Source organism: Nocardia sp. NPDC003963, assembly GCF_053605105.1.
Genome location: NZ_JBSGIP010000001.1, coordinates 66,800 through 92,379, shown reverse-complemented (window position 1 = coordinate 92,379; position 25,580 = coordinate 66,800). Strand labels below are relative to the sequence as shown.

Genomic DNA, 25,580 nt, shown 5'->3' with positions numbered 1-25,580 from the left:
AGCGCAGTCCACCGGGCACAGCCGCGGCGGCCGATCCGGAGACGGTCCGACGCGGCGGGACCTCTCGGCCCGCGCGAGTGTCCGGATGATCGGATCCGGGCCGGTTCGGCCGCCGGAGCGGCACGAAGGCGGAGCCGCTCACAGGCAACCGGTGACCACGCGGTACGGATCGCCGCCGACCACGTTGTCGGGCTTCTTGTCCCCGTCCCCGATCATCGGCCACACCGTCATCATCTCGCCGGCCGTATCGGCGGACATGATCGTGACCGGCCGCTCGAGTTCGTCGATCACCCACACCCCGGTTCGTTCACCGTCGGTATGCGTGACACGTAGCGCGACCCAGTAATTGCCCGTTTCGGCGTGATAGGCCGCCGACTCGCGGACGACGAGCGGGACCGGTTCCCCACCGTCGGCGATCGCGGTAACCGTCTCGGTGGGGACCGCGAGGCATTCGGCCGCGTCGGTACCGCAGGCGGGCAGCGCCGGGACGGCCATCGTGGCCGCGACGAGCGCGGGCAGGGTGACTCGCGTGGTGGCGGGCATGCCCTCAGCGTGCACCGTCGCGGCTCCGCACCGAGGCAGACGCGCCGAGCCGGGCCGAGGTCCGGTGCCGCGGGCCCGGCCCGGGCCGAGGTCGCGCGACCGCAGGTTTTCGGAAGCGGACCGGCACGTCCCCGACCAGTATTTCCTCGATTCCGACAACGAGGAGACTCATGCGCATCCCTACTCCGGGCCACCTCTTGCTGGTGGGATCCGCGGTACTGAATCTTTCGTATCCCGAGCCCGGATTCGGAACGCTGTCCGGCTACCGGACCGGCGCATCACCGGTCCGGTTCAGTCCAGGCGAGCCTCGTGCGCGTCCCGGTCGAACACCGGCAACGGACTCCCGGTGCGAATGGTCCGCGCCGAGGCCGGGTCGGCGAGGTGGAGCCGGCCGCGACGGCCACGAGATCGAACTCCTGGATACCGGTGCGGAGAGCGGGTTCACAGCGGTTCGACGAAGTCGAAGAAACCGGGCGTCACGTCCTCGCGCAGGCGCGTGAGCTTGCGATAGCTGATGAGCCACCGGTCCGCCACCAGTCGGTATTCCTCGTGACAGTGACCGTAACCGCCGAAGCACGAACGGCACACGGGTGCATCGGAGACCGGGCCGTCGAATCAGCTCGCGACCGGTGTGTAGGTCCGTACATCGCTGACGAACTCGGGATTCCCGTAATCCGCCAATCGACGTTCGACCGATCCGGTGAGATAACGGTCGACGGCCGGCCGCAACCACCAGACGCGATGGGCGCGCGCGACGATCAGCAGCCGTCCGACGATGAACGGCGCCGTCGCCGCGATCCGCGCGATATCGGCCGCGCCGAGATGCACACCCATTCGCCGGGCGGTACGCCGGTCACCGCGGCAGAATGCCGCGATGAAACCCGCCTTGCTGTAACTACGTTCGACCGCGTCGGCGATCCTGTCGAACAGGGTGCGGTGCGTCCGGAGGTAGGCCGCCATCGTCGACCGGATCAGTTCGCCGCAGGTGGCATCGTCGAAACCGTCGCGCAGCAGGGCCGCGCGGGCATGGAAGGCGTGGATGATCGCCGCGGGCGAGGTCGGTAGCAACTCCTCGGGCAGCCCGAGCAGAAAGCACCGGTAGCGACCGAATTCCACTACGGCGCGCTCACTTTCGGTGAACTCCGCACGTCCCTGACGCCGGACGCGGACAGCCAGCAGATAGAGGTTGATCATTCCGGCCGGCATCTGATCCACCTGCGGCACCGGCACCCCGTACACCTCCGGATCCCAGCGGTCCGACCGGGTGAGCGCGTTGTATCGGACCATCGAATGCATCAACCGCACCATGGCCGCGGCTTCGAACCCGGGGCCGTGGCGTTCCAGCGCCCCGGGCAGTGTGGTCACCGCGAAGAAGTTGGCCGTCTCGTTGACGCGACGGGCCGCGCGCCGCCCCGACAGTGCACCGGTCAGTGCCATCGGCAGCGCCGCATAGGTGTTGGTGAACGTGGCGATGAACGCACCCCGGGTCACGAAGGGTGCCAGCAGCGCGGCATCGACCCGGGCCTGCGCGGCTCCTTCGCGTACCAGGTCCATATCCAGCCATTCGGGGGTCGCTTCCATCGAAGCGACGAACGCCACGAGTTCCGCCGGTGCTCCGGTCACCGACTCGACCCCCGCGCGGCAGGCCTGCCGGACCATGCTGACCAGTTCGGTCACGCTGTATTCGGTACTCAGCGCGGCGAGCGGGTCGGCGACCGTATCGCCCAGCAGCGTCGCTGTCGCGATCAACTCGGTGATCCGCGCGTCGGCCAGGATCACTTCGCGGCGCGCGACCCATCCCGGCAGCGACGAGGACTCGTCCGGCCCGGTGGCGAGCCGGTACGGCTGTTTGTCGAAATCGAAATCACCGTAGAGACCGGGCTGCAACTCACGCTGACTGCGCACCCGCCGCGCCAGCTCCGGGTAGTACGTCGGCATCGCTCCTCCATCAACTAACAGATAGTGAGTTAATACTCACGGAGTGTTAGTTATGCTGTCAAGCATGGGTCCGCAGTACCGACGACGCATGACCGCCGAGGCGAGACGCGAGCAGATACTCGACGTCGCGCATACGATCGTCACCGCCGAAGGCTTCCACGCGGCGACCCCGAATCGCATCGCGGACGCGGCCGGGGTCAATCGCTCACTGCTCTACCAGCAGTTCGGCGACCTACCCGGCCTGTTCGTCGCGCTGATCGACCGGGAGACCGAGCGCGCGGCCTTCCAGTTCGCCGACGCGGTATCCGCGGGCGAGGACAGCGATACCGGTGACAGCCCGGCACTGCGCGCGTTCGACAGCCTCCTGCGGGCCGTCGACGCCCATCCCGCGACCTGGCGGCTGTTCCTCTTCCCACCCCAGGGCGCGCCACCGGAACTCTACGAACGCCTGGCCCAGTCCCAGGACGTGGTCCGCGAGTACTTCGTCGGCCGGCTGCTGACCATCGCCCCGGAGCTGGAGGACCCGGACTACACCGCCCGGGTCCTGCACGCGGCCGGCCGGGAACTGCTGCAACTACGCCTCACCGATCCCGCGTCGGCATCACACGAACGCCTGCGCGCGCTGGTGCGCCGGCTCAGTTCCGAACTGCTGCAGCGAATTCGCTGAGCCCGCCCGGCCGGGAACGAGGGAGCCCGGGAGCCGCTACCGGTGGTCGGCCCGAACCTGTCCGAGCTCAGCCCGCCAGTTTTGTCCGCAGCGCGTCGAGAGTGGCGTCGTCGACACCCGGCCCGGCGCGGAGAAAATTGTCCATCGAGTCGAACGACTGCCGCGCCTGATCGAACGCGGCGTCCAGGAAGCCGCGTGGTACACCGAGGACCGGTTCCCACAGCGCCGGATCCTCGACCAGCGCGCCCCGCCATGGCCGAGGGCAGCGGTGCCACGCACACCGTAGGAACACCCCGTATGCCCCGATTCCGGTTTTCCCGATCAGCGGGAGCGAACCGGTAACGACCCGGCCGGACGACAGCACGCCGGCTCCGGCACTCGAAAGTTCCCGGGACTCGGCTGTGAGTCGCCCGCTGCGCCGGGCCGACTTCTCCACCTCGCCGGGAGACGGTTCTCAGGTCACCAGGAGGGTGCCCACCAGCGCGACCGACGCCACCCACACCGTGGACAGCGTCGCCAGCACGATCGGACGCGGCCCCACCGAGCGCAGCAGCGATACCCGTACGCCGGTCCCCAACGCGAACATCGCCGCGGCGAGCAGGGCGGTCTGCACGAGCTGGGCCGTATCGATCAGGGCCCGGGGCAGCAGCCCCGAAGAGCGCAGTGCGACGCAGCCGAGGAAACCGATCACGAACAGCGGTACCAGCGGCGGTCGCGCCGTATCGGCCCCCTCGCTCATCCGGCGCCGGCGCGCACCCAGACAGGCCAGCACCGGCGCCAACATCAGTACGCGGGCCAGCTTGACCAGCGTGGCGACGGCGAGCGCGCCGCCACCGATCATGCCGCCGGCGGCGACCGCCTGTGCCACCTCGTGAATCGAGCCGCCGGCCCATATTCCCGCCTGCCGCTCGGACAGACCCAGCGCATTCGCCAGCAGCGGCACAGCAGGGATCATCAGTGTCCCGAAGACGACCACCAGCGCGACCGCGGTGAGCAGTTCCTCCTCCTCGGCATCGACCACGCCGCCGGTGGCCGCGACCGCCGCGGCGCCGCAGATCGAGAATCCGCAGGCGATCAGCACCCGCTGCGTCCACGACAGCCCCAGCAGTTTGCCCGCGTAGAAGGTGCCCGCGATACCGAGGACGACGATCGCCACGACGACGGCGATCACACCCCAGCCGAGGCCGATGACATCACTGAACAGCAGTCGCAGTCCGAGCAACGCCACTCCCACGCGGAGCAGCCGCTTGGCCGAGAAGTCCAGCCCCGGCCGGATCCAGCCGGGCACGGCGCCGAGGTTCGCGGGCACGGCGCCGAGCGCGATGGCGATCAGAAGCGGGCTCACCGCCGGCACGAGGTGCCCGATTCCCATGGACGCTGCCGCGCCGGCCCCGCACAATGCGATACCGGCCGCCGTACCCGGGCCCCGGAAGCGGGCACGAGCACCCGTCCGATCGCGGGATTCCGGATCCACCGCCCGTTGCGGATCGACGGCCGGGTGAACAGAACTGGACATACCGAGAACTCTGCTGTGCCCGCCCCACCCGCGGTAGTCGTCAATCCGCTATCACTACATATCATTCTGATATGCCTTTACCTCTGGACATATAATCCGAGCATGCTCAGCGGATGGCCCGACCTGGGTGTTCTGGAATTACTCGTCGGAGTCGACGATCACGGAAGTCTGGGTGCGGCAAGCAGAGTCGCCGGTATCGCCCAACCGAACGCCAGCCGCGCGATCAAACGGCTCGAGGCCCAGGTGGGCACCCCGCTGCTGCAACGCAAACCCACCGGCTCCATCCTGACCCCGGAGGGCACGGTGCTGGCCCACTGGTCCAGGAAGGTTCTCGACGACGCCCGGCAACTGCTCGATATCGCCGCCGGTATGCGCGAGAAACGCGCCGCCGAGCTCACCGTGAGCGCGAGTATGACCGTCGCCGAACATCTGATGCCCGCGTGGCTGGGCCAGTTCCGGCGGACGGCTCCCGGCGTCACGATTCATCTCCAGGTACGGAATTCCGTGCAGGTGTGCGATGACGTCACCGCGGGGAATTGCGATGTGGGGTTCGTCGAGTCCCCGACTGTGCCCCCGGCACTACACAGCGTCGCGGTCGCCCGCGACCGGCTCGTGGTCGTGGTCGATCCGCGCCATCCGTGGACGCGCCGCAGACGCCCGTTGTCGGTCGCCGAGCTCGCCCGGACGCCGCTCGTGGTCCGCGAGCCCGGTTCGGGCACGCGGACCACATTGGACCTGGCCCTCCACGAATACGACCGAGCGGCACCGCTGCTCGAACTCGGCAGCGGTGCCGCCATCAGGACGAGTGTGCTGGGCGGAGTCGGGCCGGCGGTCCTGAGTACCCTCGCGGTCTCGGCCCAGGTGGAATCGGGCGAGCTGAAGGTCGTCGAAGTGGAGGGCCTCGAACTCGACCGCACCCTGCGCGCCGTCTGGCGCCCGCCACGTCAGCTGGAGGGGCCCGCCGGCGATCTGGTCGGACTCGTACGGCGAGGTCCGGCCTCAGGCCCGCACCGGTCACGATGATCGGTACAACGATGGTGAACACGAGGAGCGGGGATATCCGTAACCGGCGATCCGGTCCCGGCACCGCTGCGATCGGATCGGTCGTGCCGGTCCGGGCGACGCCCTCCGGCACACGATCGCGGTATCGACAACGCGATGCGATCTCACCCGCGACGGATGAGATCGCCGCACCGCGGAGATTCTAGAATCTGGATACACGAGCCGGACGGGTGCTCGGCGAAAGCCCGGAGCCGACTCCCCCGCGAGCGCGCTGCCCTTCGAATCAGGAGTCGTCGTGCCCGAGCTGGAGATGAAAGACGATCCGACTCTCCCGGCACGAGGTATCGGAGTGGCTCATCGCCCTCGGCCACGCCCTCGCGAACGGTTCGGAGACCGAACTCGGCTCGGACGGTGATTCGCTCTCGATAACCGTCGCCGACCGGGTTCGATGGGAGTTCGAGATAGAGGTCGACGGCGACGAGATCGAACTGGAAATAGAGATCAGCTGGCATCCGCCCACCGAACCCGATGAACTGGGTGCGACTCGTGAGCTGGCGTTCTCCTCGGCAGGCCGGTCGTCCGGCCGACGGTGACCTGACCACGACCGGCCGGACCGCAGCCTCATCGGGCGAAACCCTGACCGATGGACAGGGCTTGGCGGATCACACGAATGGGCGGACCTGTACAGCGGTCACAGCGATCCCAAGGGGATGACATGTGGCCGTCCTTCGGACGGTTCGGTCACCACATGCGCGGCGAGTCCGAAGACATCACGCAGTACATCCGGGCGCACCACCTGATCGGGTGCGCCCTGGATCACGATGGCACCGTTCTTCATCGCGACGAGATGGTCGCTGTATCGCGCGGCCAACGAGATATCGTGCAGCACCATCACGATGGTCCGGTGATGCTCCCGGTTCAGCCGGACGATCAGTTCCAGCAGTTCCACTTGATGGGCCAGGTCCAGATAGGTGGTCGGCTCGTCCAGCAGCATGATGTCGGTCTCCTGGGCGAGCGTCATGGAGATCCAGGCTCGTTGGCGTTGACCGCCGGAGAGCTCTTCGAGTCGGGCGCCGGCCAGATCCAGGATGCCGGTGCTGCTCAGCGAATGCCGCAGCGAAGCCTCGTCGAGGACGGAGAACTGCTCGTACCAGCGTTGTCTGGGGTGGCGCCCGCGGGAGACCAGATCGGCGACCGTGAGACCGGGCGGCGCGGCGGGTGATTGGGGCAGGATACTGATGCGCTGGGCGACCTTCCGGGTGGGCTGGGCGCCGATGGGTACGCCATCGAGCAGGACTCGGCCGGACTTCGGCGCGAGCAATCGGCCGAGGCCGCGCAGCAGCGTCGATTTCCCGCATCCGTTCGGGCCGATGATCGAGGTCACCGATCCGGTGGGGATATCGAGGGTCATATCGGTGACGACATCGGCGGCGCCGTAGCCGAGGGTGAGGTTCTCCGCGCGCAGCACGGACGCCGGACGACTCACGTAAGCCTCCTCTGGTTCCGCAGAACGAGAAATATCAGATACGGTCCGCCCAGGACGGCGGTCGCCACACCGACCGGCAGCGATACCGGCAGCACATTCGTGGCGACGGTATCGGCGACCAGAACGAATACCGCGCCCACCAGCCCCGAGACGAAGATCGGTGGCACCGCTGATCCGGTGAGCAGCCGGGCGATCTGCGGACTCGCCAGGGCGACGAATACGAGCGGACCCGCGACGACGACTCCGGTGGAGGCCAGCAGCGTCGCCGCGGCCAGCGCGTACAGCCGGAGGCGGCCGATCCGCACACCGAGGCCGGTCGCCACATCGTCGTCCATGGTGAACAGCACCAGCCGCTGTCCGAGCAGCAGCGCCGCCACCATCAGGGCCAGGGCGAGCAGACCCATCGGTTCGACCAGTTTCCACTCTTTGCCGTTGAGCGAACCCGACATCCAGGTCAGTGCCTGGGCGGCATTGGTGACATCACCGAGGGTCAACATCCAGGTCGTCAGGCTGACCGCGAGTCCGTTGATACCCAGGCCGACGAGCACCAGGCGGTAACTGTCGAGAGTCCCGGATACGGCCAGCAGATACACCAGGATCCCGGCACACACCCCACCGGCGAATGCGGCGACCGGCAGACCGACCTCGCCCGCGAATCCACTCAGACCGGCCGCGCCACCGCCAGCAAGTACGAGCACCGAGACGGCGCCGAGTGAGGCTCCCGCTGTCACGCCCAGGATGTCGGGGCTGGCAAGCGGATTGCGGGCGACAGTCTGGGTGAACGCGCCCGCCATTGCCAGACAGGCACCCGCGACCACGGCGCCGGCGGTGCGCGGCGCCCGGAATTCCGTCACCGCGAGATGCACCCGGGCATTCGAATCGTCACCGAACAGCGCCCGCACGACAGCGTCCAGTGGTAGCGCGGAGCCGCCGTTCGCCAGGTGGACCGCGGCGGCCACCAGGGTCAGCAGGAGCAGTACCAGGCCGACCGACAGCGCGCGCGGCGCGACGCGCACGGAGACCGGCCCGCACCGCACCACCCGAGTGGGGGCGAGCAGATTCTGGTCCGGGCCGCTCATACGGTCACCAGCCGGCGGCGGCGGGCGAGGAGTACGAAGAACGGCGCTCCGATGACCGCGAGCACCACCCCGACCGACAACTCGCCCGGCCGGGCGACGACCCGCCCCACGGTATCGGCGAGGAGCACCAGGGCGATACCGAACGCGGCGGCGGCCGGTACCGAGCGACGGTAGTCGGCACCGACCAGTGCCCGGGCGATATGGGGAACCAGCAAGCCGGCGAACGCGATCGGCCCGGCCATGGTGACAGCCGATCCGGCGAGCAGGGTGATGGCGGCGATACCGGCACATCGCGCGACCGGTATCGAGGTTCCCAGCGATCGCGCCGTGTCCTCGCCCAGCGCCAGCGTATTGAGTGCGCCGATATTGAGCAGGGCGAGCAGCAGGCCGGCGGCGACGAAAGGCCAGATCGCACCCACCGTGTAGGGTCGCGCCGCCAGGGAACCGACCTGCCAGAACCGCAGCGTGTCCAGGGAGGCGCTGTCGAGCAGCACCAGTCCGGTGACCAGGCCGCCGCAGAGCGCGGTGACCGCCGCGCCGGACAACACCAAGGTGACGGGGGTGGCTCCGTTGCGGGCGGCGGTCCCGACCGCGAACACCAGCACGCTGGCCGCCAGTGCCCCGGCGAAAGCCAGACCGGCCTGGGTATGCACCGACAAGCCGCCGAAGAGGAATGTCGCGGTGACGATCGCGAGAGCGGCACCCTGGTTGATGCCGAGCAGACCCGGTTCGGCGACCGCGTTGCGGGTGTGGCCCTGGGTGAGGATTCCGGCCACACCCAGGCACGCTCCGGCGGCGATACCGACGAGGGTGCGGGGCCAACGGAGTTCGCGGATCGTCACATCCATATCGGTCCCGGCGGGCGTGGCGATCGCATGCCACACCTCGGCCAGGGTCGAGGGACTGCTGCCGACGCAGATGCTGAGCAGGACCGCCGCGAGCACCGCGGCGACCGGCACGCCGGCCATGACCAGTGGTGAGCGTCCCGTGCGGGTCGCGGCACTTTTCCGGGGCTCGGCCGGAGCGTCGATCGCGGCTGCCGGCGGATCGGGGTCGCTATCGCTGATCACCGATTCGCTCGTGCTGGTGTCGCCATCTCGGTTCTCCTTGCTAAGGTCAGCCCCATGTTGGGCAGCCTATCCTTATTGTCCGGATGGTTCACGGCGGCCCGGCCCCGAGGAAAGGCCATTTCATGAGCGGAACATCCACCCGATCGATCGCGCGCCGATCACTGATTCCGCTCATGGCATGCGGGCTGGCGTTCGCCACCGCCTGTGGCGGTTCCGGCGAGGCGAGCCCGGACGTCGCCGGGGGCGGCAACGGCTCCCCGATCACGATCGAGCACGCCATGGGCGTCACCACCCTCGAGGCCGCACCGGAAAGCGTTGTCGCACTGGATCCCAGCTTCACCGACGCCGCCCTGCTGCTCGATACCCGCCTCGCCGGCTATATCCAGTACCGCGCGGACCCCGACCACCCGTTCCCGGAGTATCTCGGTGATATCGACGCCGCGGTCGCCGATTCCGTGAACGTCGGCACAACGGCCGAGCCCGATCTGGAGAAGATCCTGGAACTCGAGCCCGACCTCATCATCTCCGCCAAGGTGCGGCACGAACCGCTCTACGATCAGCTGTCCAAGATCGCGCCGACCGTATTCTCGGAGACCACCGGACCGACCTGGAAACAGAACATCGTGCTGCTCGGCGAAGCATTGGGCAAGAAGAGCCGGGCCCAAGAGGTGGTCACGTCCTACGAGGAACGGGCGGCCGCGGTGGGTGAGCAGATCCGGGCCGCACATCCCGGACTGACGTACTCGCTGGTCCGTTTCGCCGGCGAGGACACCGCCCGGCTGTACTCCAGCAACTCCTTCATCGGCGACATCATGACGGATATGGGCATCCCACGTCCCGCCGGCGCACCCGATAACAACGACGGCATCTTCACCCCGCTGTCGGTGGAACAGATCCTGCGAGCCGACGCGGGCCTGGTCATGGTCTCCGCCTACACCCCGCCGGGGGCCGAAGGCGACTCCAGCCGCGATCAGCAGAAATCCTTCGAAGCCAACCCGCTGTGGAAACGCCTGTCCGGTGAGGTGATCCAGGTCGACGACGAGCCCTTCGTCCTGTCGGTGAGCATTCAGGGCGCGCATGCCTCGATCACCACCCTGGCCGAGCATTTCGGCGTCGATCCGAGGACGGACCTGATTCCGGCGTGAACCGGCACGCCGGCCTGCCTCGCGGCCGAGGGTGTATTGGTTAGGTTTTGCTACCCTAATTTTTATGGCGACGCGCACCAAACACCGCAAGCCGCGGGAGCGACGGATCTGCACCGCGGAAACTCTCGCCACCGAGCGGATCGGTACCGGCTTCATCCGGGTGACGATCGGCGGACCCGATCTCCACGATTTCGCCCCGATGGGCTACGACCAGTGGTTCCGTCTCTTCCTGCCGAGGCCGCAGCAGCCCGGTCTGCGCCTGCCGACCGCGGCCGAGGAAAACCGCTGGTACACCCAGTATCTGGAAATGAGCAGCGAGACCCGGCCGTTCATCCGCAACTACACCGTCCGCGCTTTCCGGCCGGCGGGTACCGGAAGATTCGGCGCGCACGCCGAGATCGATATCGATTTCGTCGCGCACGCGGATACCGGCCCCGCCGCCAGCTGGGCGGACCGCGCACGGCCCGGCACACCGATCGGGTTGCTCGACGAAGGAACCATGTACGAGGCCCCGCCGCATACGAATTGGTCTCTGCTGGCCGGGGACGAGAGCGCACTGCCCGCGATCGCGGGTGTCCTCCGCTCCGCACCGCGAGATCTGCGTGGCGCGGCGTATATCGAAGTGCCGCGCCGCGAGGACATCCAGGAGCTGGGCGAACCCGCCGGAGTTCGGGTGCACTGGTTACCCCGCGAATCCCCCACCCGCCGGATCGGCACCCTGGCCACCGAAGCCGTTCGTGAAGCTCGGCTCCCCGGCGAGAACGTCTACGCCTTCGTCGCGGGCGAGCAGCAGCTCGCCGCCGGACTACGCCGGCATCTGGTGCGCGACCGGGGAATCGACAAGTCCGATATCACGTTCACCGGCTACTGGCGGATGGGCCGGGCCGCGTCGAACTGAGCAGTGTCACGATCGTTCGTGACGCGCGTAGCCGAGAATCGCACGGGCGAGTGCGTCGCGGTCCTCGAGCATCGCGATATGCCCGACTCCGCGAAGGTACTCGAGTTCGGCGCCCGGCACCGTCTCGTACCGGTGCAGCGAGGCCGGGTCCCAGCGCGGGTCGGCATCCCCGAAGATCGCGAGAAGGGGCTTACCGGCCTCGGCGAGGCGCTCGGGCACGGTGCGCGCGGCGATGTAGTCGCCGTTGGCGGCGAGAATCGCGCGGAAGGTTCGATACGACGTCCGCCGCAGATCGGCCACGACCCCGTCGGGCACGGTGATCGGGGCCGCCGCCATCGCCGCCAGGCCGCGACGGGTCATCGCGTCGGTACGGATCGCCCACACGAGCGGACCGAAGGGCGGCGCGGTGAGTACCCGGAGGATCGCCGGCTCGGGGAGAAGCGCCGCGTGGCTCGGCCCCGTACTGACCAGGACCAGCTCACCGACCAGGTCCGGACGGCGCTCGACCAGGGCGGTAGCGACGTATCCCCCGCTGGAGTGACCGACCACCTTCGGATTTCGGACGCCGAGCTCGTCCAGCACCGCCGCCGTGCGATCCGCCTGCTGCGCAACCGCGTACGTCGGCGCCGGGGCGGACCGGCCGCAACCGGGCAGGTCGATGGTGACGACTCGGTACTCTGTGGCGAGCGACGGCACCATCGGTGCCCATATCGAGCCGGTCGCGCCCGAGCCGTGGATGAGCAACAGCGGCGGTGCCGCCGGGTTCCCGTCGATGACGACGTGCAACCCGCGGACCGTTGTGTCGTCGTGTGTCCGGCCGGGACTCGATTCGCTCATATCGCCAGCTTCGTCGCGGCCTCGTCCCGCCGTATTGAACGAATGTCACGCTGTGCCGCTCCGGCTAGCCTGGGATCCATGACCACACCGGGAGCATTGGACTGGAGCCGGGTCGACGTCACCGTCCCGGCCCGGCCACCGATTCCGGGCGTCCGGATGGCGGGTTTCCGATACCACGATATGGCGCCCGTGGACATCACGATGATCCCGCATCCGTCGGTCACACTCCTGCTCGACCTCAGCGAGCACGGAGTCGTCTACGACCCGTCCGGGCGCCCGGCCACAGGGAACGTACTCGTCGGCCTCCGCGCCGGCGCCCTACGCATGACCAGTGCGGGGATGGGCGATGTCCTGGAGATCCGCCTATCTCCTGTCGTAGCCGCGGGGATCTTCCGGGACACCGGCATCAGCGGCGGCACACTGATACCGCTGCCGGAACTGTGGGGCGGCGACGCCGCCCTCCTGACCGAGCGACTCCGTTCGACGCCGTCGTGGGACGACCGGTTCACCCGCGCGGCCGCGTTCCTCCGGAGCAGGGCGTCGCAGGGATTCGAGGTGGCACCCGAGATCGCCTACGCCTGGGACCGGACCGTCCATACCAGGGGCCGGCTCCGCATCGAGACCCTGGCCGCCGAGACCGGCTGGACCCGCCAGCGACTCTGGTCTCGTTTCCGGACCCATATCGGAGTTTCACCCAAACACGCGTCCGAACTCGTCCGTTTCGATCATGCCGCCCATCTTCTGGCCGCGGGCCGCGCGCCCGCGGATACCGCGGTCGAGGCCGGCTATGCCGACCAGTCCCATCTGCACCGTCGCACCAGGGCGATCACCGAGATGACCCCCACCGTCGTCGCGCGGGCACCGTGGCTCGCGATCGACGATATCGCCTGGCCCACAGCCTGATCCCGCGACCGCGGGAATCATTGCGGCCGGCGCTGTAGCCCGCGGACCGCGGCCACGGAGATCAGGCCGGTCACCACGATATAGAGGCTGATTCCCGCCGAGCTGCCGAATATATCCAGCAGCTCCAGGTAGATCATCGGCACGAACGCCGAACCCACCACGGTTCCCAGGCCCAGCGCCAGTGACATACCGGTGTACCGGATGCGGGCCGAGAACGCCTCGGCGTAGAGGATGCCCAGCGTGCCGTACGACGCGCAGAATCCGACGGTGGCGAGCAGGTAGCCGATCGTCATCAGCGTGAGCTGCGCGCTGTCGATGAGCCAGAACATCGGGTAGGCCAGCAACGAGGTCAGCACGATCCCGGCGGTGAAGACCGGGGCGCGGCCGTACTTGTCCGACAGCCGGCCGGCCAGGGGAAGACCGGCGATCGCCAGCGCCGAACACAGCACCGAGACCATCAGCATCGACGTCCGCGACATACCGAGATGCGTGGTGCCGTAGGTGATGCTGAAGGTGAACAGGGCGTAGAAGATCGCGCCCACATTGGCGAAGGCCAGCGCGGCCAGCAGCACCGTACGCCAGCGCGTCGCCAACGTCTCCATGATCGGCACGCGTGACCGGGTGCCGCTGTTCTGCAGCCGGGCGAACTCCGGGGTTTCGGAGATACGCAGGCGGATCAACATACCCACCAGCACCAGCGACGCGCTGAGCAGGAATGGCACACGCCAGCCCCATGATTCGAACGCCGCGGCGGGTAACAGGTCCAGCAGCAGGAAGGTCACCGTGGACAGCAGCAGGCCGAGCGCCAGCCCCACCTGCGGCGCCGACGCCATCAGTCCGCGACGCCGGGGCTCGGCGTGCTCCACGACGATCAGGACCGCGCCGCCCCATTCGCCACCGAGGGCGAAACCTTGGACGAATCGCAGCACCATCAACAGCACGGGAGCGGCCACGCCGATCGCCGAATAGGTGGGCAACAGGCCGATCGCGAACGTCGCTCCGCCCATCATGAGCAGCGAGACGACCAGCATGGTCTTACGCCCGAGCCGATCGCCGTAGTGCCCGAAGACCACGGAGCCCAGGGGCCGGCCGAAATAGCCGACCGCGATTCCGCCGAAAGCCAGAATCGTGCCGACGAGCGGATCGTAGGACGGGAAGAACAGGGTGTTGAGCACCAGGGCCGCGGCCGTCGAATACGCGAAGAAGTCGAACCATTCGATCGTGGTTCCGATAATGCTCGACGAGACGACGGTGCGCATCGAGGTGACCGCACCGTCCTGAGCTCGCGGGGATGGTGATTCGGCGCCTGCGCTCGAAGCCGTCGCGCTGGGTGATGGATCCGTCATAACTCTCCTCGACGTGCGCTGCCGGAAGATCGACACGACAGCCTGAACTGCATCGACGGAACGGTATCGCGAACGATGTGACTCAGGACATGGGGCAACGGCCCATGGGAAGACGGTATTGATGTGACAGTTCCACATGGGGGAAGCTGTGGTCATGCCCGACAGCACCACACCGATCACCGGTATCGCCCGGCTGCTCACCGATATGGTCGGCGGTGAGCTCCCCATCGACGCCATCGCGGTGGGGATCGAACAGCTCGAGGCCGCCGACGGGGACCGGTCGGAGCTGCGCAAGGTACTCGGTCGCCTGCACAGCGAACTGTCGCGGCTGCGGCGGCGCGAGCACGAGCTGACCGTGCTGTTCTCGAGCGCACGTGAGCTCGCGCAATCGCGCGAGCTGGACACCTTGCTGGCCCGGCTGGTGACCCGCGCGCACGAGATGATGGGCACGGATGTCACCTATCTGTCCGAATTCGATCCGAATACGCGGGAACTCCGCGTCCGTAAGACCGTCGGAGCGGTCACCCCACAGTTCCGGAATCTGCGGGTGCCGCCCGGAAAAGGCCTGGCCTCGGGGATCGCCGCGGCCCGGACCGCGCAGTGGACGCAGCGCTACAGCGATTACGCCGGTGATCCGCACGACCGCGATATCGACGACGCGGTGGCGGCCGAGGGGATCGTCTCCATTCTCGGCGTGCCGATGCTGGCCGAAGGCACGGTGCTGGGTGTCATCTTCGGCGCCACCCGGCACGAGCATGTGTTCACGGCCGAGGAGACCGCGATGCTGTCGGCACTGGCCGACCACGCCTCGGTGGTGATCCAGACCGCCGGAATCCTGGAGCGGCTGCGCGATTCCGAGGAACACTCGCGGGAGGCGTTCGCGCGGTTGAGCGAACACGTCCGGGAACGGGACCGGGCGAATATCGTGCACCAGCAGCTGATCCAGACCGTACTGACCGGCGAGGGTTTTCCCATGGTGGCCACCACGGTGGCGCAGGCGCTGGGGCGCACGGTGACCATCGTCGATGCCGACGGGAACATCACGGCACGGTCCGGGACCGTGGGCGACCCGGGCGCGGCAGCGACGCAGTCGGCGGCGGTCCGGCGGGCGCTGGAGCGCAGCCGGGCCACCGGGCACTGCTGTGTCGTCGACGGCGAACAGTCCCCGGTGGCGGCCGTCGCGGCCATCACGGCCGGCCCCGACTACTACGGGGCGCTGCTGCTCAGCCATGGTGAGCTCGCGCTGGGCCCGGTCGACGAACGGACCGTCGAGCGGGCGGCTCAGGTGTGCTCGCTGCTGACGTTGCAGCACAACGCCGCCGACGACGCCGACCGGCGCACCCGCACGGAACTGGTGGCCGATGTGCTCGACGCCGCTCCCGAACGGCGGCGCGATCTCGACCGGCGGTTACGCGGCCACGGTATCGCTCTCGCGGATCTGAACACCGTCGTGACGCTGGTGCTGGAACCGGATCTGCGCGGTACCGCCGTACGTCATATCGCGGGCAGATATCCGGACGGCACCCTCGTCGCCGAGATGGCGGGGGTGATCGCCGTGGTGACCGGTTCCCGCGATCCGGTGGCCGCGGCCGCGCGGATCCGCGAATCGGTGGCCACTACGGTGCGGACGCCGATTCTCGCGATCGCCCCACCGGTATCGCCGACCGCGGACGACCTTCCCGCGGCTTTCACCACATCCCTGCGTACGGCCCGGCTGCTCGCCACCCTGCAGATCGACGACACCACGGTGGATACCTCGGAGTACGAGATCTTCTCGATCCTGTTCGCGCACGATCCGCGGGGTCTGCACCGGTTCGTCACCGCGACGATCGGGCCGGTGGTGGACTACGACGCCGCGCACGGCACCGATCTGACCGCGACCCTGCGGGCCTTCGTCCGCAGCAATGCCAGCCCGACCCAGACCGCACGAGTCCTGAACTACCACCCCAACACCATCCTGCAGCGCCTCGACCGCATCAAGACATTGCTCGGCGAGGACTGGCGCAGCGACCAGCACCTGTACCGCATTTCCACGGCGGTGCGGCTGGAGGAACTGCGCCGGGCCGGAGCGGGTGACCGCGCCGCCCAGGATGGGCTGTGAACCCATGAATCGATCGATTGTGTGGGTGTTCAACACATAGTCCTATCCGCGGGCGCACCCTAGCGTCGGTTGGTGACACGTCACTCGAGGAGCTGCTCCGGCGGCAACCTCACCGAACTCGTTGTGGAGGACACGTGAGCACCAACAGCCGGATCTCGGGGTTCAAGGACGCGAGCGTCACCGAGCGACGTCACCTCGTCGCCGAACGCACCGGGGTGTCCGTCGACGATCTGTCGGTTTTCGACCCCGCGGCCGGACTCGGTGTCGAGGCGGCCGGTCACCTGGTGGAGAACGTGATCGGCACGCTCGGTGTCCCGGTGGGTATCGCCACCAATTTCACCGTGAACGGGACCGACCGGCTGGTGCCGATGGCCACCGAAGAGCCGTCGGTGATCGCGGCGGCGAGCAATGCCGCGCGGATGGCCCGGGCGCACGGCGGGTTCCACACCTCCCACACCGGTCCGGTGATGCAGGCCCAGATCCAGCTCGTCGAGGTGACCGATCCCGAGGGCGCCCGGCTGCGAATCCTCGAAGCCGCCGACGAGATCATCGCCGCCGCCGACGCGCTCGACCCGATGCTCGTGGAATTCGGCGGTGGAGTCCGCGCGCTGGAGGCCCGCATTCTGCCGACCCGCACCGGTACGCACGTGATCACCCATCTGGTGGTCGATGTCCGGGACGCGATGGGCGCCAACGCGGTCAATACGATGGCCGAGGCCGTCGCCCCGCGCCTGGCCGAGATCGCCGGCGGGCGCCCGCTGCTGCGCATCCTGACGAACAAGGCGGATCGGCGGCTGGTGCGCGCCCGTGCCGTCTTCGACCGGGATCTACTGGGCGGCGCGGAGATCGTCGACAACATCGTGCACGCCTCCGCGTTCGCCGAAGCCGACCCGTACCGGGCCGCCACCCACAACAAAGGGATCATGAACGGCATCACCGCGGCGGTACTCGCCACGGGTAACGACACCCGGGCGGTGGAGGCCGGCTGCCATTCGCATGCGGTCGGGCCGGACGGCCGGTACACGGCGCTCTCGCATTTCGAACGCACCGCCGACGGGCATCTGGCGGGCACCTTGGAGACTCCGATGGCGGTGGGCCTCGTCGGCGGCGCCACCAAGGCGCATCCGGTCGCCCGCGCGGCGGTGCGGATTCTGGGCGTCGACACCGCCATCGAACTGGCCGAGATCATCGTGGCCGTCGGCCTGGCACAGAACCTCGGTGCCTGCCGGGCACTGGCGGCCGAGGGGATCCAACGCGGTCATATGAGTCTGCACGCCCGGACGGTCGCAGTCACCGCCGGGGCGGACTCGGCCGAACTCGATTCGGTGGTCGAACGACTCATCGCCGACCGCGCCATCCGGGTGGACCACGCGCAGCGGGTGCTCGCCGAACTCCGGGCAGCACGGTGACCGCCGCGCCGGCCCGTGCGCTGCCCGATCCGCATCCGCGCCCCGGACTTCCGGCCCGGGTCCGGGTGTACGAAGTCGGCCCACGCGATGGGCTACAGGCGGAGGCGGCGCGGATTCCGGTCGAGGTGAAGGCGGAGTTCTGCCGACGGTTGATCGGGGCCGGGGTCCACGCACTCGAGGTCACCAGCTTCGTCTCGCCGAAATGGGTACCGCAGCTCGCCGATGCGGCCGAACTGATGGAGGTGCTGGCCACGGCGGGCACCCTCGACGGTCGTGGCATCCGGTCGGTGGTGCTGACCCCGAACCTGCGTGGCTTCGAACGTGCCGTCGGCGCCGGAGCGAAGGAGGTCGCGGTATTCGTCTCGGCCACCGAAACTTTCGCGCAGCGCAATCTCAACACGACAGTGGAGGGAGCCGTCGCCGCCGCTGCCCCGGTGGTCGCCGCCGCGACGACGGCCGGGATGCCGGTACGCGCGTATATCTCGATGTGTTTCGGCGACCCGTGGGCGGGGCGGGTCGCGGTCTCGGAGGTCGCGACGGTCGCCCGGCGACTGCTGGATATCGGCTGCGAGACGCTCTCGCTGGGCGACACGATCGGCGTCGCGACTCCGGGACACGTGATCGGCCTGCTCGACGCCGTACTCGACACCGGCGTGAGCGCCGACCGGCTGGCGATGCACTTCCACGACACCTACGGACAGGCGCTGGCCAATGTGTACGCCGCCCTGCGCTACGGGATCACGGAATTCGACAGCTCGGCGGGCGGACTCGGGCGCTGCCCGTACGCCGCGGGAGCCACCGGCAATCTGGCGACCGAGGATCTGCTGTGGATGCTCCGGGGTCTGGGCATCGATACCGGTATCGATCTCGAGGCGCTCGCCGCCACCTCGCTCTGGATGGCCGGGCATACCGGTCATCCGCCGGCTTCGGCGACCGTCGCGGCACTCGCGGCACAGCAGTCGCCCGGCGACGTGGAGGAAGAGCACACCGAAGCGCGATAGGAGGGTGTTATCGCCCCATAGCCGTCGCGCACAGCCGCCCATAAGTTGAGACCCAGATCACGGCCATCGAAAACAAGGGAGTTCTCATGTCCATTCATATCGGCATCGACGTCGGCGGAACGTTCACCGATGCCGTGGCGATCGCAGATGGCCGCGCGGTGCGTGGAAAAGCGTTTTCGACCAAGGACGTGACCACCGGTATCAATGCGGCCCTCGAGGTGCTGCGGACCAGGCTCGCGCTCGACGCAGCGGAATTCTTCCCGAGTATCAATCGCTTCGTGCTCGGGAACACGATCGTCACCAATGCCGTCGACGAACGTAAATTCGCGCCGATCGGGCTGCTCACGACCGCGGGGTTCCGCGACTGCCTGCGGATCAGCCGCTCGGCCCGCGGTAATGCCCGCGACCCGCACGATCTGCTGCCCCGCGCCGATATCCTGCCGCGCAGCGCCATCCGGGAGATCCCCGAACGGATCGACGCGAACGGCACCGTCCTGGTCCCGATCAAAGAGGACGATATCCGCGCGACCGTCGAGGAGCTGCTCGCCGCCGGCGCCGAAGCGATCGCGGTATGCCTGCTGTGGAGCTTCCGCAACCCCGTGCACGAACAGGCCGTCGCCGATTTCCTCGATAAGCACTATCCGGATCTGCCGTACTCGACCTCGTCGACCCTGACTCCGGTGTACCGCGAGTACGAACGGATGGTGACCACCGCCCTGGATGCCGCGGTCAAACCGATCGTGAGCAGCCACTTCGGTCATCTCGCCGCCGATCTGCGGGACCGCGGCCTGCGCTGCCCGGTGCAGATCATGCAGGTCCACGGTGGATTCCTCTCCGTGGAAGAGACCGCCAAGGCACCGATCGCCATGTTCAACTCGGGTCCGGTCGGCGGTGTCACCGGCGCCCGCCTGGTGGGCAACAGCCTGGGCTGGAACAAGGTGCTGACCGCCGATATGGGCGGCACCAGTCTCGACGCGGCTGCGATCGTGGACGGGGAGTTCCGGGTATCCCCGCGGGCGCTGGTGGGCGAATGGCCGACCAGCCTGACCGCGGTCGATATCGAATCGATCGGTGCCGGTGGCGGTTCGATCGCCTGGGTGGACGAGCGCGGAGTGCTGCGGGTGGGACCACACAGCGCGGGTTCGGTACCCGGGCCGGTGTGCTACGGACGCGGCGGGGACCGGCCCACCGTCACCGACGCGACGCTGACCATGGGCCTGCTCAACCCCGACTACTACCTGGGTGGCACGGTCGAACTCGACCCCGCGGGGGCCGCCGCGGCGATCACGCGCACGGTCGGTGAACCGCTCGGCCTGACCACCGATCGCGCCGCCCAGGGCATCTATCGGCTCACCGTGGCGCAGATGGCCAATGCGCTGCGCAAGATCACCGTGAACCGCGGGCACGACCCGCGCGAATTCGCGCTGGTCGCCTTCGGTGGCGCCTGCGGGCTCTTCGCGGCCGCCATCGCCGAGCACGCCGGCGTGCGGAACGTGGTGATCCCGCGTAATGCCGCTGTGTTCTCCGCCTACGGACTGATGCACGCCGACAGCATCTACTCCATCGTCCAGACCAGCCCGTGGGACTTCGGTTCCCCCGCGGCCGAACTGGAACAGACCTTCGGCCGGTTACAGCAGCGAGCCACCGACTGGTTCGACGCCGAGGCCGTCCCCGCCGACCGGCGCGAACTGATCCGCGAAGCCGATATGAAGTTCGCCGGTCAGATCTTCGAGGTCACCACCCGGCTGCCCGATACCGCGTTCACCGAGGCCGACAAGGACGCACTGCGCCGGCGTTTCATCGAGGACTACGAAGCGGAGTTCGGGCTCGGCACCGCCTGGACCGAGGCCGAGATCCTGCTCATCAACGCCCGGGTCCGGGCGATCGGGATCAGTGAGGTGCAGGAGGTGACCCGGTCGGGTGACGAGGCCGCGACTGTGACGACGACGCGGCGCGAAATCATCGATCCGACCACCGCCGAACGGCTGGAGGTCGATGTGCACCGCAATATCTTCCATGCCGCCGAACCCGTTCCGGGCCCCTGTGTGCTGGAGGAACCCGATACCACCATCTTCGTTCCGCGCGGCGCCACACTCCGGGTCGGTGCCGATCACCTGCTCATCGAGCTCGCCTCGCACTGACCCGACCTGCCGACAGGAGACACACCATGACCGCCACCGACGCCAGCCATGATCCGGTCACCCTCGAGGTCATCCGGATGCGCCTCGACGCCATCGTCGAGGAGATGGGCATCGCGATGATCCGCTCGAGCGGCTCCCCCGTGATCACCGAAGCCGGTGATTTCAACACCGCGCTGTTCACCCCGGACGGACGGATCTACAGCTACTCCGACTACGTCCAGTTCCATATCGGCTCCGGCGGGGTCGCCGTCCGCAATCTGATCGAAACGCTCGCGGGCGAGCAGGTGCGGCCCGGCGACGCCTTCATCTGCAACGACCCGCACACCTCCGGGTCGAGCCATCCGCCGGACACCACCGTCATCTCGCCGGTGTTCTTCGCCGGTGAACTCATCGCCTGGGCCCAATCCCAGGCCCATCTCGTCGATGTCGGCGGGATGACACCGGGCGGGTTCGCCCCGGCCGCCCTGGACTGCTACAGCGAGGCTGTGCGTATCCCACCGGGGGTCAAGGTCTTCGAGCAGGGCAAACCGGTGGAATCGACCAAACGGCTGCTGCTGAACAATGTGCGGCAGCCGGTGCTGTACTGGAACGATGTGCGCAGCCTCGTCGCCAGCAACAACACCGGCGCGGCCCGCCTGCTGGAAGCGGTCGAGGAGTTCGGTCTCGACAATTTCCGCAGCTACTCCGAACTCAGTTTCCGCCTCGCCGAACAGGTGGTCCGGGACCGGGTGCGGCTGCTGCCCGACGGGATCCGGGATGCCGAGGAATGGACCGAACACAACGGTCACGAGAACGGCCTCTATCGCGTGCACTGCACGCTCACCAAGGCCGGCGACGACATCACCTTCGATTTCTCCGAGTCCAGCGACCAGACCGCCGGATTCGTGAACTGTTCCTACGGTGCCCTGCTCGGCAGCGTCGCCAGCGCGCTGGTCCCCATCCTGGCCTGGGATGTTCCGTTCAACGAGGGTGTGGTCACCGCCTTCGGGGTCCGCACCCGCCGCGGCAGTATCGTCGATCCGGTACCACCGGCCCCGATCAGCAACGGACATCTCACCACCGGCGCACGCGTCAGCCGGGTGGTCACCAAACTGCTCAACGAACTGTGCCGCACCAGTGACGACGAGCAGCTCCGCACCCGCACCCAGGGTCTGTGGGCGGATTCGTGGACCGGCGGGATCTCGGCCGGGGTCACCGACAAGGGTGATTACACCGTGCTGTTCAACATGGACGGTGGCGCGGTCGGCGCCGGCGCCCAGCCCGATAACGACGGTCTGGACTGCGCCGGAATGATGACCCAGGTCAACAACATGCTGCCGGATGTGGAGATGAACGAAATGCTCTATCCGGTGTTGTACCTGTGGAAACGGCTGTCGCTGTCCAGCGCCGGTCACGGGCGCACCCGGGGCGGTCTCGGCGTGGAGTTCGCCTGGACACTGCACGGGGCGCAATCGGTCGTCCAGACCGTTTTCGCACCCACCGCCCAGGTGCCCGCGGAGGGATTCGGCGGTGGGCTGCCCGGCGGCGGCAGCGGCCACGAGATCTGGCGCGACAGCAATATCGGCACCCTGCTCGGCGAGGGGATCCCGCCGAGCGAACAGCAGCTCGAAGCCGGCCACCGCCAGCTGCTCGATATCAACCACACCGGCCTGACCGTCGATGCCGGCGATGTGTTCGTCCAGTGGTGTGCCGGCGGTGGTGGTTACGGTGATCCGCTGCTGCGGTCCGCCGACACTGTCGCCCGGGATGTCCGCGACGCCTACATCACCGCCGAAGCCGCCACCGCGGTCTACGGGGTGGCGCTCACCGCGGACGGCGCGGTCGATACCGCCGCCACCGGCGAGCTGCGCGCGCGCCGGCGCGCGGCCCGGTTGCAGGCCGAGCCGACCCGGCAGGCCGGCTCCGATTCCGCGGTGTTCCTGTCGCCGGCGCGCGGAAACGACGGCAACTGGCGGTGCCCGGCCTGCGCGGGCGATCTCGGCGACGGGTCCGGATGGGCCGAGCGCTGCCGCACGGTCACCGATATCGCCTCCGATACCCTGGCCCGGCTGGGCGTCCGGATCCGCCCGCGCACCGAGGACGGCAGCGTGTATCTGGACCAGTACTACTGCCCGCACTGCGGAACGCAGCTCGATGCCCGGGTCCGCGTCGACGGTGTCGCGACCACGGTGAGCACGAAGGAGAACGCGAAATGACCACCTTGCACGAGTTGACGGGCGCCGGGGCCGGCGCGCTGCGGGGCGTCGTCGTCCTCGATATCTCCCGGGTGGTCGCCGGACCCTACTGTTCGCAGATCCTCGCCGATCTCGGAGCGACCGTGATCAAGGTGGAGAACCCCCGCGACCCCGACTACACCAGGGATTTCCCGCCGTATCTGGAGCACGGGGACAACAAATTCAGCGCCTTCTACGGTCAATACAATCGCGGCAAACTGGGGATCACCATCGACCTCGCCACCGACGACGGCAAACGGGTGCTCCGCGATCTCGTCGCCGAAGCCGATATCCTGGTGGAGAACTTCCGTCCCGGAACCATGGACAAGCTCGGCGTGGGATACGAAACCTTGCGCGCGGTCAATCCCCGGCTGGTGTACACCGCGATCTCGGGATACGGGCAGACCGGACCGCTCAGCCGCCGCCCCGCCTACGACAACACCGCACAGGCCTCCGGCGGCCTGTGGTCGATGAACGGCTACCCCGACCAGCCCGCGGTACGGGTCGGCACGATCATCGGCGATCTGTCCGCGACCCTGTTCGGCGTCATCGGCACCCTCGCCGCGCTCCGGCATGCCGAGAGCACCGGCCGCGGGCAACTCGTCGACGTCGCCCAGACCGATTCCGTGGTCGCGATGACCGAATCGGCCGTGATCGACTACACCGTGACCGGGAAGGTCGCGGGCCGGTTGGGCAACCAGCATCCGTTCGTCCGTCCCTACGAACTGTTCCCCTGTAAGGACGGACATGTGTTCTTCGGCGGGTACACCGACAAGTTCTGGCGGATCACCTGCGGGATCTTCAACGACCCCGACGCCGCGACCGACCCCGATCTCGCCACCATGGAGCAGCGCTTCGACAACGATATCTACGAGAAGAAGGTCCGGCCGCTGCTGCACAAATGGTTCGCCGGGTACACCAGGGAGCAGCTCGAGGAGATGGCCGGCGACCGGATACCGATGACCGCGGTCAAGGATATCGGTGAGGTCGTGGAGGCCGAACAGACGAAGGCCCGCGAGATGGTGGTGCACGCCGACTACGGCGACCTCGGCACCCTGGGCATGTTCGGTCAGCCCATCAAGCTCAGCGAAACCCCCGCGGACCCGGGGCGCCGGGCGAACGAGGTCGGCCAGCACACCGATATCGTGCTACGGACGCTCGCCGGGTACTCCGGCGACGAGATCGCCGGGCTCCGCGAAAAAGGTGCCATCTGATGACGGTTCGCTACGAGAAACAGGGAACCACGGCACTCATCACCCTCGACCGGCCCGGCAAGCTCAACGCCCTGACCTTGTCCATGTACGACGAACTCGCGGCGGCCTTCGATACCGCCCGCGACGACGACGCGATCGCCGCCGTCGTACTCACCGGCGCCGGCCGGGCCTTCTGCGTCGGCGCCGATCTCACCGAATCGATTCCCGCCCTGGCCGAGGGACGTTTCGATATCTCCCGCTGGGACGGCGCGCACCAGAAGCACACCCGGCTGTTCAAACCCGTGATCTGCGCGATCAACGGCCTCGCGCTCGGTGGCGGCTTCGAGATCATGCTCTCGACGGATCTGCGGATCGCCGCCGCCGACGCCCGCTTCGGACTGCCCGAACCCCGCGTCGGCGTGGTACCCGCCGGCGGAACACTGGCCCGGCTCACCCGGCAGATCTCCTACGCCCGCGCGATGGAACTGCTGCTACGCGCCGAACAGATCGATGCCGGTACCGCCCTCGAATTCGGGTTGATCAACCGGGTGGTCCCGCCGGAGCAGGTGGTGGAACTGGCCCTGGAATGGGCCGAGGGGCTGGCCGCACTGTCCGGTAACGCGCTGGCGGTCATCAAACAATCGGTTCAGCAGCTGGCGGATATGCCCCTCGATGCCGCGTTCCACGCCGAAGCCCTGTACGGCCAGAAGGCGTTCGCCGCGCCCGACGGCCACGAAGGCCTGCGGGCGTTCGCGGCCCGGGAAACCCCCGCGTTCCCGAGTCGCGGTCACCGCTGACTGTGCGGACCACGGGCACGAGCGGTGCATCGATATCGGCGCACCGCATCGGCACCAGCTCGCTCGGCCGCTCGGCCATCGCCACGATGGTCGAGTGGTCGAAACAGTTCGGCCGCGAAAGTCCCTCGAGACCATAGTCGCAGGGGCAGAGTCGAATTCCGAAGACCAGCCGGACGCGGCGCGACCGCTCCGGTGCCCACGGTCCCGTCCGGATCACCGAACCCGGCTCCCCGGCGCTGTCTCAGCAGCCAGGACGTGGGAAGGGCGGCCGGATCTCCCCTCATTCGAAATCCGG

Annotated in this window: 22 protein-coding genes and 1 pseudogene; 13 read left to right on the top strand and 10 right to left on the bottom strand. The window is 68.2% G+C overall.

The genetic code is table 11. The features are described 5' to 3' along the window. Window positions 1-138: 138 nt before the first annotated feature. The 3 genes and pseudogenes from ACWEWT_RS00430 to ACWEWT_RS00420 all read right to left on the bottom strand — a co-directional run bounded on the left by ACWEWT_RS00430 (window position 139) and on the right by ACWEWT_RS00420 (window position 2,481). Window positions 139-543 (bottom strand): hypothetical protein, encoded by a 405-nt coding sequence (locus tag ACWEWT_RS00430; RefSeq protein WP_452554656.1) that lies wholly within the window; start codon window positions 541-543, stop codon window positions 139-141. Window positions 544-984: 441 nt separating this feature from the next. Continuing rightward, window positions 985-1,110 (bottom strand): annotated as a pseudogene (locus ACWEWT_RS00425) (nuclear transport factor 2 family protein); the annotation flags it as partial. Window positions 1,111-1,158: 48 nt separating this feature from the next. Next, complete coding sequence (locus tag ACWEWT_RS00420; protein WP_452554654.1) at window positions 1,159-2,481, bottom strand: oxygenase MpaB family protein; 1,323 nt, start codon at window positions 2,479-2,481, stop codon at window positions 1,159-1,161. An 88-nt stretch (window positions 2,482-2,569) separates the two neighbouring features. Between ACWEWT_RS00420 and ACWEWT_RS00415 the strand changes: the two genes are divergently transcribed. Next, entirely contained in the window at window positions 2,570-3,148 is a 579-nt protein-coding gene (locus ACWEWT_RS00415) for a TetR/AcrR family transcriptional regulator (RefSeq protein ID WP_452554652.1), read from the top strand. A 67-nt stretch (window positions 3,149-3,215) separates the two neighbouring features. Here ACWEWT_RS00415 and ACWEWT_RS00410 read toward each other — a convergent pair whose 3' ends face one another. Both ACWEWT_RS00410 and ACWEWT_RS00405 read right to left on the bottom strand, forming a co-directional pair. Next, window positions 3,216-3,512 (bottom strand): tyrosine-protein phosphatase, encoded by a 297-nt coding sequence (locus ACWEWT_RS00410; RefSeq protein WP_452554650.1) that lies wholly within the window; start codon window positions 3,510-3,512, stop codon window positions 3,216-3,218. Window positions 3,513-3,602: 90 nt separating this feature from the next. Next, window positions 3,603-4,664, bottom strand: coding sequence for a YeiH family protein (locus tag ACWEWT_RS00405; RefSeq protein WP_452554648.1), 1,062 nt, complete (start codon window positions 4,662-4,664; stop codon window positions 3,603-3,605). 102 nt (window positions 4,665-4,766) lie between these two features. Between ACWEWT_RS00405 and ACWEWT_RS00400 the strand changes: the two genes are divergently transcribed. Beyond that, on the top strand, window positions 4,767-5,687 hold the full coding sequence (locus tag ACWEWT_RS00400) for a LysR family transcriptional regulator (protein ID WP_452554646.1): 921 nt from the start codon (window positions 4,767-4,769) through the stop codon (window positions 5,685-5,687). 299 nt (window positions 5,688-5,986) lie between these two features. Further along, window positions 5,987-6,259: an amphi-Trp domain-containing protein gene (locus tag ACWEWT_RS00395; protein ID WP_452557609.1), complete on the top strand. Its 273-nt coding sequence runs from the start codon at window positions 5,987-5,989 to the stop codon at window positions 6,257-6,259. Window positions 6,260-6,357: 98 nt separating this feature from the next. Here ACWEWT_RS00395 and ACWEWT_RS00390 read toward each other — a convergent pair whose 3' ends face one another. Genes ACWEWT_RS00390 through ACWEWT_RS00380 form a run of 3 tightly spaced genes read right to left on the bottom strand, consistent with a single transcriptional unit; the run spans window position 6,358 to window position 9,301 of the window. Further along, on the bottom strand, window positions 6,358-7,152 hold the full coding sequence (locus ACWEWT_RS00390) for an ABC transporter ATP-binding protein (RefSeq protein ID WP_452554644.1): 795 nt from the start codon (window positions 7,150-7,152) through the stop codon (window positions 6,358-6,360). After that, window positions 7,149-8,231 carry a FecCD family ABC transporter permease gene (locus ACWEWT_RS00385; RefSeq protein ID WP_452554643.1) on the bottom strand — a complete coding sequence of 361 codons (1,083 nt, stop codon included), beginning with the start codon at window positions 8,229-8,231 and terminating at the stop codon, window positions 7,149-7,151. The genes ACWEWT_RS00390 and ACWEWT_RS00385 overlap by 4 nt, the downstream gene beginning before the upstream one ends. Next, window positions 8,228-9,301: a FecCD family ABC transporter permease gene (locus tag ACWEWT_RS00380; protein WP_452554641.1), complete on the bottom strand. Its 1,074-nt coding sequence runs from the start codon at window positions 9,299-9,301 to the stop codon at window positions 8,228-8,230. The genes ACWEWT_RS00385 and ACWEWT_RS00380 overlap by 4 nt, the downstream gene beginning before the upstream one ends. A 122-nt stretch (window positions 9,302-9,423) precedes the next feature. Between ACWEWT_RS00380 and ACWEWT_RS00375 the strand changes: the two genes are divergently transcribed. Together ACWEWT_RS00375 and ACWEWT_RS00370 are read left to right on the top strand one after the other, a co-directional pair. Then, on the top strand, window positions 9,424-10,446 hold the full coding sequence (locus ACWEWT_RS00375) for an ABC transporter substrate-binding protein (RefSeq protein ID WP_452554639.1): 1,023 nt from the start codon (window positions 9,424-9,426) through the stop codon (window positions 10,444-10,446). Window positions 10,447-10,510: 64 nt separating this feature from the next. After that, window positions 10,511-11,344, top strand: coding sequence for a siderophore-interacting protein (locus ACWEWT_RS00370; RefSeq protein ID WP_452554637.1), 834 nt, complete (start codon window positions 10,511-10,513; stop codon window positions 11,342-11,344). 6 nt (window positions 11,345-11,350) lie between these two features. On the opposite strand, the gene ACWEWT_RS00365 is transcribed toward ACWEWT_RS00370, so the two are convergent. Continuing rightward, complete coding sequence (locus ACWEWT_RS00365) at window positions 11,351-12,181, bottom strand: alpha/beta fold hydrolase (RefSeq protein ID WP_452554635.1); 831 nt, start codon at window positions 12,179-12,181, stop codon at window positions 11,351-11,353. Between the two features lie 78 nt (window positions 12,182-12,259). Here ACWEWT_RS00365 and ACWEWT_RS00360 point away from each other — a divergent pair, with 78 nt between their 5' ends. Beyond that, window positions 12,260-13,084, top strand: a complete 825-nt coding sequence (locus ACWEWT_RS00360; RefSeq protein ID WP_452554633.1) for a helix-turn-helix domain-containing protein — start codon at window positions 12,260-12,262, stop codon at window positions 13,082-13,084. Window positions 13,085-13,101: 17 nt separating this feature from the next. Here the strand turns inward: ACWEWT_RS00360 and ACWEWT_RS00355 are convergent, their stop codons facing one another. Beyond that, complete coding sequence (locus ACWEWT_RS00355) at window positions 13,102-14,430, bottom strand: MFS transporter (RefSeq protein WP_452554631.1); 1,329 nt, start codon at window positions 14,428-14,430, stop codon at window positions 13,102-13,104. A 154-nt stretch (window positions 14,431-14,584) separates the two neighbouring features. Between ACWEWT_RS00355 and ACWEWT_RS00350 the strand changes: the two genes are divergently transcribed. The 7 genes from ACWEWT_RS00350 to ACWEWT_RS00320 all read left to right on the top strand — a co-directional run bounded on the left by ACWEWT_RS00350 (window position 14,585) and on the right by ACWEWT_RS00320 (window position 25,285). Then, window positions 14,585-16,531, top strand: coding sequence for a helix-turn-helix domain-containing protein (locus tag ACWEWT_RS00350; RefSeq protein WP_452554629.1), 1,947 nt, complete (start codon window positions 14,585-14,587; stop codon window positions 16,529-16,531). Window positions 16,532-16,665: 134 nt separating this feature from the next. Then, on the top strand, window positions 16,666-17,940 hold the full coding sequence (locus tag ACWEWT_RS00345) for a hydroxymethylglutaryl-CoA reductase, degradative (RefSeq protein WP_452554627.1): 1,275 nt from the start codon (window positions 16,666-16,668) through the stop codon (window positions 17,938-17,940). After that, complete coding sequence (locus tag ACWEWT_RS00340; protein ID WP_452554625.1) at window positions 17,937-18,941, top strand: hydroxymethylglutaryl-CoA lyase; 1,005 nt, start codon at window positions 17,937-17,939, stop codon at window positions 18,939-18,941. Before ACWEWT_RS00345 ends, ACWEWT_RS00340 begins: the two co-directional genes overlap by 4 nt. Window positions 18,942-19,027: 86 nt before the next feature. Continuing rightward, window positions 19,028-21,082, top strand: coding sequence for a hydantoinase/oxoprolinase family protein (locus tag ACWEWT_RS00335; RefSeq protein WP_452554623.1), 2,055 nt, complete (start codon window positions 19,028-19,030; stop codon window positions 21,080-21,082). Window positions 21,083-21,108: 26 nt separating this feature from the next. Continuing rightward, window positions 21,109-23,277, top strand: coding sequence for a hydantoinase B/oxoprolinase family protein (locus tag ACWEWT_RS00330; protein WP_452554621.1), 2,169 nt, complete (start codon window positions 21,109-21,111; stop codon window positions 23,275-23,277). Next, window positions 23,274-24,509: a CaiB/BaiF CoA transferase family protein gene (locus ACWEWT_RS00325; RefSeq protein ID WP_452554619.1), complete on the top strand. Its 1,236-nt coding sequence runs from the start codon at window positions 23,274-23,276 to the stop codon at window positions 24,507-24,509. The genes ACWEWT_RS00330 and ACWEWT_RS00325 overlap by 4 nt, the downstream gene beginning before the upstream one ends. Then, window positions 24,509-25,285 carry an enoyl-CoA hydratase/isomerase family protein gene (locus ACWEWT_RS00320; RefSeq protein ID WP_452554617.1) on the top strand — a complete coding sequence of 259 codons (777 nt, stop codon included), beginning with the start codon at window positions 24,509-24,511 and terminating at the stop codon, window positions 25,283-25,285. Before ACWEWT_RS00325 ends, ACWEWT_RS00320 begins: the two co-directional genes overlap by 1 nt. The last annotated feature ends 295 nt before the right edge of the window (window positions 25,286-25,580 follow it).